Raw genomic sequence first — 10,223 nt, 5'->3', positions numbered from 1 at the left:
ATCTCGCGTTGAATCTCCTTCAATATGCGATTCTCACCCAGCTTGGTCCGTGGATTTCTGACTCAGTAAGATTAGTGCGTCAACGCGCGGATGCCGCCCGGCCGCCCGCGAGCCGGTCGTCGACGGCATAAAGCCTGCAATCGGCTGCCCATTTGCCGCAGGCCGCGAGCGCATCGCGCTGCGCGTCGTCGGTCGTGGCGCGGCCGGAACGCCAGCCGAAGGCGCCTCTGGGTGCGACCGCGAACGCCTTGTGTGGATTGATGCTGGCGAGATAGCGCGCAAACTCGTCCTTGCCCGAGCCCGAGAGCTGTCCGGGCGCCGGCAGCGGATCCGGCGGACTCAACGTCTCGCTGCTGCCCAGCCCGCGCTCGCGCAAGAAGGCATCGACCAGCGGTGTCCAAAGTGGGCGCGTCACGGTGGAATAGAGATAGTGGCCGTCATCGCCATAGGCGGGCGCATCGATGAACTTCGCGTTGCCGCCAGCGCTGCGGAACGCATCGTAGAAGCGATGCGCCAGCACTGGCGCGAAGAACAGATCGTTTGCGGCATAGACCCACAGCATTGGCAGGCGCGAGGTCTTGCCGAAGGTCGCGAAGGCCTGCACGAGGTCATCCGCATTGCAGACGAAATTGTCGCTGGAGGAGCCGCGGCCGCCGGCAAAGCTGACCGCGGCGACGAGCCCTGGTGGGGCCTGCGCGGTCAGCGCCACGGTGGCAAGCCCACCCGCGGAATGACCGACGGCGATCATGCCGGTCGTCGTGACGTCGCTCCGCCGCGCCATCGCATCGATTGCAGCGCGCAGGTCCGCAACCGCAATGGCGGTGGCCGGCAGATAGGCGGCACGAGCGCAGGGGCCCAGGCTGTCGACCAGGTCGCCCGGCGAGGTGCCATAGCCGCGCCGCAGCACGATCAGCGCGGCAAATCCGCGCCGGGCAAACTCCAGCGCGATGACGTAATATTTGTGCGCCGACATGGTCGCGCGGTCGTCGAAGTCTCGCGGTGTGCCATGGCTCAGCAGCGCGAGCGGATAGCGCTTGGGCGCTGCGGGCCGCACCAGGAAGGCCTCGAGCCCCTGCGGCCCGGCCGCCGCCATCGGGATGCGGAGATCCTCGGCGTAGAACTCGGCAGCATTCGCGTGAGCGGCTAGGCCCGCGATGACGAGCAGGCAGAGCACGGGCAAAAGCCGGCGCGCGAAGTCCATAGGCGGGATGATTCTCCGTGACCGCGCGTGACCATAGCAGAGCCGCACGATCCGGCGAACGGACGTTCACCGGTTTTGCCAGCGGCCGGCCAGCTTCAATCGCTTACTTCAGCGTCTGAAGGTAGGCGATGACGTTGCTGCGCTCTGTGGGGTCCGGCAGCCCCTTGAAGAACATCTTGACGCCATGGACGTCGCCTCTGGGATCGGCGAGATAGGTGTCCAGGGCGCCCGGTGTCCAGACCTCCTTGTTGGCCTTCATCGCCTCCGAATAGGCGAAGTCGGGGACGACGGCTGGCTTGCGGCCGACGACATTCCAGAGGCTTGGGCCAACCTTGTTCACCCCGATCACACTCGCGTGGCAGTTTGCACAGGTTCGCGCGAAAACGGTCTTGCCGGCGGCCGGATCGCCCTCCGCGGCGAGAGCTGACGAGGCGAGGCTTGCCAGCATCAGCGCAAAAATCTGACGTCCAATCATCTCGAGTCTGCTCCCCTTGGGACCTGCCGGTGAAAGTGCTGCACTCCCGGCACTTCAGTGATCAAACGGGAAACAACCTGCCGGTGCGGCGCGGCAACGTCTTTGTCCTGCATCAACCGACATCCGGCACCAAAGTACGAGATCGCCCATGGACGATTGCCGATGGATCGTCCCGTGGTGGATGGGCGTTGTCGGCTGATCGTTGGCTGGCGCGTGGCTTTTGCCGGTCCGGTAATCGGCTTGGCGACGGCCGGACCGATGGTATGGTGTTCGAGGCAGTCGTTTGAAGGTGCGAGGAGTTGCAGTGGCAAAAGTCGATCCCGCGGCGGGTAAGCCGGTTGCGCCGAGCGCGCTTGCCAATGTTCCAAGGCTTGTCACGGCCTATTTCGCCAACAAGCCGGATCCGGCCGATCCGGCTCAACGGGTGGCATTCGGAACGTCAGGCCATCGTGGCACCTCGCTGAAGAATTCGTTCAACGAGGGCCATATTCTCGCCACGACGCAGGCGATCTGCGACTACCGGCGCGAGAAGGGGCTGACCGGTCCCTTGTTCATCGGCATCGACACCCACGCGCTCGCCGAGCCCGCGCTCGTCAGTGCGATCGAGGTGTTCGCCGCCAACGGCGTCGACGTCATGGTCGACCAGGCCGGCGGCTACACGCCGACGCCGGTGATCTCGCATGCGATCCTGTCCCATAATAGGGGCCGGACGAGTGGCCTCGCCGACGGCGTCGTCATCACGCCGTCGCATAATCCCCCTGAGGACGGCGGCTACAAATACAATCCGCCGCATGGCGGTCCCGCCGACACCGACGTCACTGGCGTCGTCGAGAAGCGCGCCAACGCCTTGCTCGCCGATGGGCTGAAGGGCGTCTCGCGGATGGATTACGCGAAGGCGCGCAAATCGTCCTCCGTCCACGCTTTCGATTTCGTCACGCCTTACGTTGCCGATCTCGGCAATGTCGTCGATCTCGCGCTGGTCAAATCGGCCGGCGTCAACATCGGCATCGATCCGCTCGGCGGCGCTGCCGTGCATTACTGGCAACCGATCATCGAGCGCTACGGCCTGAAGGCGACGGTGGTGAACGAGGCGATCGATCCGACCTTCCGGTTCATGACGGTGGATTGGGACGGCAAGATCCGCATGGACTGCTCTTCGCCCTACGCCATGGCGAGCCTGATCCACATGAAGGACCGCTTTGACGTCGCCTTTGCCAACGACACCGATGCGGATCGCCATGGTATCGTGACGCCGACCGGCGGACTGATGAATCCCAACCATTATCTTGCGACTGCGATCGCCTATCTCTTCGCGCACCGGCCGCACTGGGGCAGGGATGCCGCGATTGGCAAGACCGTGGTCTCGAGCTCGGTGATCGATCGCGTCGCCAAGAAGCTCGGCCGCAAGCTGGTCGAGACCCCCGTCGGCTTCAAATGGTTCGTCGATGGCCTCGTCACCGGCTCGTTCGGATTCGGCGGCGAGGAGAGTGCAGGGGCCTCGTTCCTCAAGCGCGACGGCACGGTGTGGACCACAGACAAGGACGGCATCATCCTCGGCCTGCTCGCGGCCGAAATCCTGGCGAAGACCGGCCGCGACCCGAGCCAGCTCTTTGCCGATCTCACCGCCGAGCTCGGCGTGCCCCATTATGAGCGCATCGACGTCGCCGCCACCTCGGCCCAGAAGGGCGTGCTGAAGTCGGTGACGCCCGAGCAGCTCGGCCTGAAAGACCTCGCCGGCGACCCCGTCCGGGCCACGCTGAGTAAGGCGCCCGGCAACGGCCAGCCCTTCGGCGGCATCAAGGTCGAGACCGACTACGGCTGGTTCGCCGCGCGGCCCTCCGGCACCGAGGATGTATACAAGATCTACGCCGAGAGCTTCCGCAGCGCCGATCACCTCCACCGCATCCAGCAGGAAGCCCAGGCCGGCCTGAAGAAAGTCTTCGGGGCGTAATTCTTCTGAGAGGGCGAGCCTCTCGACCTCCATGGCGACGGCCTGCTCCCTCTCCGCTTGCGGGAGAGGGCTGGGGTGAGGGTGTCTCCGCATCAGGATTGTCTGAGGTTTGCGGAGAAAATCCGGGGGTGGAGAGAGCCCTCACCCGGCGCTTCGCGCCGACCTCTCCCGCAAGCGGGAGAGGTTAACACACCGCCCCGGCGACCAGACCTCGCAACCCTGTATACAAAAATTGGTTTGAAGGTATCAAATAACCTCCAATGTCATGGACCCATCTGTTATTGTATACATAACGTATTCATAAGCCCGTGGGAGAGAGACCGTGACAAAACCATTCCCGATGAATGCCTGGTACGCAGCCGCCTGGGACGCCGAGGTGAAGCAGGCGCTATTGCCGCGGACGATCTGCGGCAAGCACGTCGTGATGTATCGGAAGGCCGACGGCGCCGTGACGGCGCTGGAAGATGCCTGCTGGCACCGCCTGGTGCCGCTCTCGAAGGGGCGGCTGGAAGGCGACACCGTCGTCTGCGGCTATCACGGCCTCAAATACAACGCACAAGGCCGCTGCACCTTCATGCCCTCGCAGGAGACCATCAATCCGTCGGCCTGCGTCCGTGCCTATCCCGCCGTCGAGCGCCATCGCTTCATCTGGCTGTGGATGGGCGATCCCGCGTTGGCTGACCCTGCGCTGGTGCCGGACTTGCACTGGAACGACGATCCGGCATGGGCCGGCGACGGCAAGACCATCTACGCGAAATGCGACTACCGCCTCGTAGTCGACAACCTCATGGACCTCACGCACGAGACCTTCGTGCACGGCTCCTCGATCGGCAATGACGCGGTGGCCGAAGCGCCGTTCGATGTCACCCATGGCGAGAAGACGGTCACGGTGACGCGCTGGATGCGGAACATCGAGTCGCCGCCGTTCTGGGCCAAGCAGCTCGGCAAGTCCGGCCCGGTCGACCGCTGGCAGATCATCCGCTTCGAGGCGCCGTGCACGGTCGCCATCGACGTCGGCGTGGCGCCGGCCGGGACTGGCGCGCCGGAGGGCGATCGCTCGCAGGGCGTCAACGGCTTCGTGCTCAACACCATCACGCCCGAGACCGAGAAGACCTGCCACTACTTCTGGGCCTTCGCGCGCAACTATCGTCTGGGTGATCAGCGGATCACGACCGAAATCCGCGATGGCGTCTCCGGAATCTTCCGCGAGGATGAGCTGATCCTCGAAGCGCAGCAGCGCGCAATGGACGAGAACCCCGATCGCGTCTTCTACAACCTCAACATCGACGCCGGCGCGATGTGGTCGCGGCGGCTGATCGACAAGATGGTCGCGAAGGAAAACGGCCCGCAACATCTCCAGGCCGCGGAGTAGGTCATGGCCGAGCGCGAGGTCGATCGCTCCGTCTCGCAGACTGTGAAGGCCCAGCTCGCGCTGCGCGACCAGATCCTGTCGGGCAGTTTGCGTCCCGGCGAGCGCATCTCCGAGCTCCAGGCGGTCGAGACCACCGGCGCCTCGCGCACGCCGGTGCGCATGGCGCTGGTCCGGCTGGAGGAGGAAGGGCTGCTGGAGGCGATCCCTTCCGGCGGCTTCATGGTGAAGGCCTTTTCCGAGCGCGACATCCTCGATTCCATCGAGCTGCGGGGCACGCTGGAAGGGCTCGCCGCGCGCTTTGCCGCCGAGCGCGGTGTTTCGGCGCGCGAGCTCGAGCCGCTCAGGGAGTGCCACGCCGCGATCGACCGGTTGCTGAGCCAGGTGCCGATATCGGTCGATGCGTTCTCGTCCTATGTCACTCTGAACGCACGCTTCCACGCGCTTCTCACCGAGCTGTCGCGCAGTCCGCCCTTGATCCGGCAGATCGACCGCGCCTCGGCGCTGCCGTTCGCTTCGCCCAGCGGCTTCGTGATGGCGCAATCGGCGCTGCCTGAGGCGCAGCAGATTTTGATCATCGGGCAGGAGCATCATCGCGTCGCGATCGACGCCATCGAGAACCGGGAAGGGGCCCGCGCCGAAGCCATCATGCGCGAGCATGCGCGACTCGCCGTGCGAAACCTGCGGCTTGCCCTGCGCAACCGGACGCATCTGGACCTGCTGCCAGCGCTCGCGCTGATCAAGTCCGCAACCGAATAGGGGAGTGCCATGCGATTCATCGAAACCTGGACTCCGGCGACGCTGGTCGAGACGCGCGATCTTGCGCCCAGCATCCGGGAGTTCTTGATCAGGCCGGATCAATTCGACGGCGCCGCCTATCCGGTCGGCAGCCACATCAACGTCGCCGTGACCATCAACGGCCAGCCGGAGACGCGGTCCTATTCGCTGGTCGGCGAGGCCGATCCCCGTGGCTTCAGAATCGCTGTGCGCCGTGCCGAGGATTCCCGTGGCGGCTCGCGCTACATGTGGTCGCTCCAGCCGGGCGCGCGGCTCGATATCACCCGGCCATCATCGCTGCTGTCGGTCGACTGGAGCCGCAAGCATTATTGCCTGGTCGCCGGCGGCATCGGCATCACGCCGATCGTCGGGGCGGCGCAGGCGCTGGTCCGGCGCGATGCAAACGTGACGCTGCATTATGCGGTGCGCTCGCGTCACGACGCCGCCTATCTCGACCACCTCGCCGCGCTGCTCGGCGACCGTTTGGTCGTCCAGGCCAGCGACGAGGGAGCGCGGCTCGATCTCGACGCGCTGTTCGCCTCGCTGCCGCCGGATGCGCTGGCCCTGTTCTGCGGCCCGATGCGCATGCTGGACGCCGCGCGCCACGCCTGGCTGGGTGCAGGGCGCCCGCTCTCCGATCTGCGTTACGAGACCTTCGGCTCCAGCGGCACGTTGCCAACGGAGGCCTTCCGCGTTCGCCTGAAAGGCTCGGATGTCGAGCTCGAAATCCCGCGCGAACGCTCCATTCTGGACGTGCTCAACGCCGCTGGCCACGAGGTGATGTACGACTGCAAGCGCGGCGAATGCGGTCTCTGCGCCATCGACATCGTAGACGTCGATGGCGAGATCGACCATCGCGACGTCTTCTTCAGCGACCATCAGAAGCAGGAGAACCAGAAGATCTGCGCCTGCGTCTCGCGGGCACGGGGCACCATCACGGTGGACACGCTGCAACGGGCGGATGCGATCTAGATCAGCTTACGTAAGCTTGAAAGTTCGCGCCGATATTCAACGAGCGGCTGCACTGTTCGATGGCTTCTTCATATTGACGGAGGTGCAGGTGCGCAATGCAGAGAAGCCGTGCCGTGATGTTGTCCTGCAAGACGGCCAGGTTCGTTCGGTCGCCGTCGAACCGATCTGACCAGATGTCGCGGGCGGTCTGAAGGTCGGTTAGCGTGACGTTGATCCGCACCTGGTCCCCGTTGCGTCTCACCGCGCCGTGTACGGCCCAGCGGATGCCGAGATCCGTCCCGAGCTGCTTCAGATCGATTGACTTGCTCTTGTAGGTAAAGGCAGTCTCGCGTCCAATAACGAAAGTGGCGGGCGTTCGCGCGAGATCGGTCGTCAAATCTGTCGTGATGGCGTCGGCAAGGTGGTCCTGCTCTGGATCGTTGTTGAGGTTGGCGAAGGGCAACACGACGAGCGAGAGACGAGGCGCGATCTCGGGCCTGACTGTCGGTTGTCCTTGGATTGTTTGAGCTTCCCGAACTACGTCGGTACGGATCGTCTTCCAGACATTCCAATAGCCGATAAGGCCGCCGGCAATTGCGCCGATGGTGGCAACCGACGCCAGCGCCCCGCCGACGAGCTTCAAACGACCTCTGAGGTGACCCAGCCAATGATGGGATCGCCGTTGGCCAACTCCTTTTTCAGAGGGATCTGGGACCGAAACCGTTGCGCTCCCGGCCGCACCGGCGAGCTTTACCGGTTCTGCGAGGGAGACCATTGCTGTTCCCGGGCACCGATCCTCATCGCGTACAGCGGCTATGAAACGAAAACCCTTTCGTGGAAATGTTTTGATAAGACGTTGTTGCTCGCCGGAGTCGCCGATCGCGCGTCGGACGGCGTTCAACCGGGTCGTCAGCGCCGAGTCGGATACGATCCGACCGTTCCAGATCGCGTTTATGAGATCGTCCTTGCTGACGACGCGATCCCTGCTGCGGATCAAATACTCGAGCAGATCGAGAACCTGTGGCGTCGTAGGCACGACATCGGGCCCGCGCCGCAACTCGCGCCGGTCGGTATCTAACGCATAGTCCTCAAAGAAATAGCGCATGGCACCATTCCCCAGGCTTGCCCTCTATCTCCCGAGAGCGCGGCAGCGATTGTCCGGCGAGAGTAGGCTCTCGGAAAGATAAATGTAAGCCGAATATCAAATCCACAAATGTGATCTCTTTCACACATGCGGTTGTCTGACTACGGCGTGTGAGATTTGAAAACGAGAGGTTGGCCTACGCCGCGTAGGTCGCTCGCTGTTTCTTCGGGTCGAGCAGCGCAAAGACCTGCTCGGCCGAGGCGGGGCGGCTGATGAGATAGCCCTGGACTTCGTCGCAATTGGTCTGGCGCAGATATTCGAGCTGATCGGCCGTCTCGACGCCTTCGGCGACCACGCCGATGTTCAAGTCACGCGCGAGTGCGATCACCGACTTCACGATCGCGGCGCAGTCCGGCTGCGCCAGCATGTCGCTGATGAAGGACTGATCGATCTTGATGCGGCTGAACGGCAGCTTGCGCAAATAGGTCAGCGACGAGAATCCGGTGCCGAAATCGTCAAGCGCCACCGTGACGCCGAGTTGCAGCAGCGCGTTCAAGGTCGATGCGGCCGAGCCGTATTTCGACAGCAGCATCGATTCGGTGATCTCGATCTCCAGTCGGCTAGGCGTGACGTTGGCATCGGCCAGCGCCTGGACGATGGTCTGGAGAATGCCCGTGTTGTGGAATTGCGCAGCGGAGAAATTCACCGCGACCCTGATATCGTCGGGCCACTGTGCCAGCGTTGCGCAGGCGCGCCGGATGACCCACTCGCCGATCTCGTGAATGAGGCCGGTTTCCTCGGCGATCGGAATGAACTCGCTCGGCGGCACCAGTCCGCGCACCGGATGCTTCCAGCGCAGAAGAGCCTCGAAGCCGGTGATCCGGTTCTCCCTGAGATTGAGGAACGGCTGAAAGACCAGGAACAGCTCGTCCCGTGCGACGGCGAGCTCCAGATCCGATTGCAGCGCCTTGCGGTCGCGCGCCGACTTGTCGTCGGCGGCCTCGAAGAATGAGATCGTGCCGGGGCCGGCCTTCTTGGCGCGGTAGAGCGCGGCGTCGGCATGCTTGAGCAGGTCAAGCTGCATATCGCCGTCCCGCGGCGCCAGCACGATGCCGACGCTGGTGCCGCCGATGATCTCGCGGCCCTCGATCAGGAACGGTTCGGCGAAGGCAGCGACGAATCGCTCCGCGATTTCCAAGGCGTCCTCGGCCCGGGTGAGATTGGTCATGACCAGCGCGAACTCGTCGCCGCCGATGCGCGCGACATGCTCGGCCGCCCGCGTGCAGCGTTGCAGGCGGCTGGCGACCTGGACCAGGAATTCGTCGCCGGCCGGATGGCCGAGCTTGTCGTTCACCTCCTTGAAGCGGTCGAGGTCGAGCAGCAGCACGGCGAACTCCTCCCCGGACAGGGCCAGTCGCTTCAAGGCGGCATCGAGTGTCTCGTTGAACGCGACACGGTTTGGCAGGAGCGTCAGTGGATCCTGGCGAACCGACCGTTCCGCTTCGAGCTGCCGCATCACGCGTCGCATGAAGGTAAAGGAATTGACGAACACGCCACGCAGCAGCACGGATCCGTAGACCACGACCAGGACCGCCATCAGCAGATAGGCGGGATCGCCGCCGCTGCCGAGACAGATGCCGATGCCGAGGAAGAGAGGAGTCGTGAACGCGATGGCCGCAATCGGAATGGTGGCGAAGGCGAGCGCGCCGCCGGCCAGCATTCCGGCGCACAGACAAGTGATGACGAGCTGTCCGCCGGTGGAGGCGTTGGCGAAGAACGCCATCGGCACGATGCCCCAGGCGGAGCCGAGGATGAACGCGTTGCGCACCAGGCGGTGCATGGCGCGACGGGATACGAATTGCGGCTTCGTGATCCGGCGCGCGCTGTGGGATTGCACGCCAAACAGGATCGCAGCGCCCGCGACCGTAACCGCCCAGGCTACGGCGGATTTCCAGTCCGGCGAATGCCAGAGCGCGATGGCAAGCACGGCCGCATTGCAGGCATTGGCCAGCATGATGCCGACGGAATAGCCGAGCACGAGAGCCATCTGCTCCGCGCGGATGTGGCCGGCGACGGCGTCGTCGGTTGCCGGTCCGCCGAACGCGGCGAGATCGCCGGCGAACAGCTTGGTCAGATAGGACGTCAGTTGGGACCGCATTCCAGAGCCCGCAGCATTGGCCGTTCATATTCGGCTCTGGCCCGAGAATTCGCTGCAAACCTTTGACGAACTATGAATTATCGCCCGCGTCGGTAGCGCTGCGGCACGATGTGCATACGGAACCGCCGATATCGGTAACAAATCGATATAAATGCCCGCGTCCTTCGGTTCCCGCGTGCGATATCACCGCGCCAATTGCGCGATGAAGGCGGGCCTGATCATACGGCAGCCGATCGAGCCGCTGGCGCCATTGCCGC

General features: G+C 64.2%; 9 protein-coding genes. 5 read left to right on the top strand and 4 right to left on the bottom strand.

Annotated elements, in window-relative coordinates; genetic code table 11:
* Positions 1-79: 79 nt before the first annotated feature.
* Entirely contained in the window at positions 80-1,201 is a 1,122-nt protein-coding gene (locus SO140_RS35215) for an alpha/beta hydrolase family protein (protein WP_498543769.1), read from the bottom strand.
* 103 nt (positions 1,202-1,304) lie between these two features.
* Positions 1,305-1,676 (bottom strand): c-type cytochrome, encoded by a 372-nt coding sequence (locus tag SO140_RS35210; RefSeq protein ID WP_498543768.1) that lies wholly within the window; start codon positions 1,674-1,676, stop codon positions 1,305-1,307.
* Positions 1,677-1,705: 29 nt separating this feature from the next.
* Between SO140_RS35210 and SO140_RS35205 the strand changes: the two genes are divergently transcribed.
* From SO140_RS35205 to SO140_RS35185, 5 genes are all read left to right on the top strand, one after another.
* The gene (locus SO140_RS35205; protein ID WP_498543767.1) at positions 1,706-1,963 is read left to right on the top strand and encodes a hypothetical protein; all 258 of its coding nucleotides are present in this window, start codon (positions 1,706-1,708) and stop codon (positions 1,961-1,963) included.
* A gap of 17 nt (positions 1,964-1,980) precedes the next feature.
* Positions 1,981-3,627 carry a phosphoglucomutase (alpha-D-glucose-1,6-bisphosphate-dependent) gene (pgm, locus tag SO140_RS35200; RefSeq protein WP_498543766.1) on the top strand — a complete coding sequence of 549 codons (1,647 nt, stop codon included), beginning with the start codon at positions 1,981-1,983 and terminating at the stop codon, positions 3,625-3,627.
* A 322-nt stretch (positions 3,628-3,949) separates the two neighbouring features.
* Complete coding sequence (locus tag SO140_RS35195; RefSeq protein WP_449380541.1) at positions 3,950-4,999, top strand: aromatic ring-hydroxylating dioxygenase subunit alpha; 1,050 nt, start codon at positions 3,950-3,952, stop codon at positions 4,997-4,999.
* Positions 5,000-5,002: 3 nt separating this feature from the next.
* Entirely contained in the window at positions 5,003-5,755 is a 753-nt protein-coding gene (locus SO140_RS35190) for a GntR family transcriptional regulator (RefSeq protein ID WP_449380540.1), read from the top strand.
* A gap of 9 nt (positions 5,756-5,764) precedes the next feature.
* Positions 5,765-6,745, top strand: a complete 981-nt coding sequence (locus SO140_RS35185) for a PDR/VanB family oxidoreductase (RefSeq protein ID WP_449380539.1) — start codon at positions 5,765-5,767, stop codon at positions 6,743-6,745.
* 1 nt (position 6,746) lies between these two features.
* Here SO140_RS35185 and SO140_RS35180 read toward each other — a convergent pair whose 3' ends face one another.
* Positions 6,747-7,829 carry a winged helix-turn-helix domain-containing protein gene (locus SO140_RS35180; RefSeq protein ID WP_449380538.1) on the bottom strand — a complete coding sequence of 361 codons (1,083 nt, stop codon included), beginning with the start codon at positions 7,827-7,829 and terminating at the stop codon, positions 6,747-6,749.
* 175 nt (positions 7,830-8,004) lie between these two features.
* A complete protein-coding gene (locus tag SO140_RS35175; protein WP_474799356.1) occupies positions 8,005-9,966 on the bottom strand; it encodes a putative bifunctional diguanylate cyclase/phosphodiesterase in 1,962 nt (653 codons plus the stop codon).
* Between the last annotated feature and the right edge of the window lie 257 nt (positions 9,967-10,223).

The organism is Bradyrhizobium sp. UFLA05-108 (assembly GCF_059803455.1).
This window is presented reverse-complemented; position numbering and strand designations above follow the sequence as displayed.

Bases quoted from the DNA above. Each gene is read 5' to 3' on its own strand.
- SO140_RS35215 (WP_498543769.1), bottom strand. From the start codon at position 1,201: ATGGACTTCGCGCGCCGGCTTTTGCCCGTGCTCTGCCTGCTCGTCATC.
- SO140_RS35210 (WP_498543768.1), bottom strand. From the start codon at position 1,676: ATGATTGGACGTCAGATTTTTGCGCTGATGCTGGCAAGCCTCGCCTCG.
- SO140_RS35190 (WP_449380540.1), top strand. From the start codon at position 5,003: ATGGCCGAGCGCGAGGTCGATCGCTCCGTCTCGCAGACTGTGAAGGCC.
- SO140_RS35185 (WP_449380539.1), top strand. From the start codon at position 5,765: ATGCGATTCATCGAAACCTGGACTCCGGCGACGCTGGTCGAGACGCGC.
- SO140_RS35180 (WP_449380538.1), bottom strand. From the start codon at position 7,829: ATGCGCTATTTCTTTGAGGACTATGCGTTAGATACCGACCGGCGCGAG.
- SO140_RS35175 (WP_474799356.1), bottom strand. From the start codon at position 9,966: ATGCGGTCCCAACTGACGTCCTATCTGACCAAGCTGTTCGCCGGCGAT.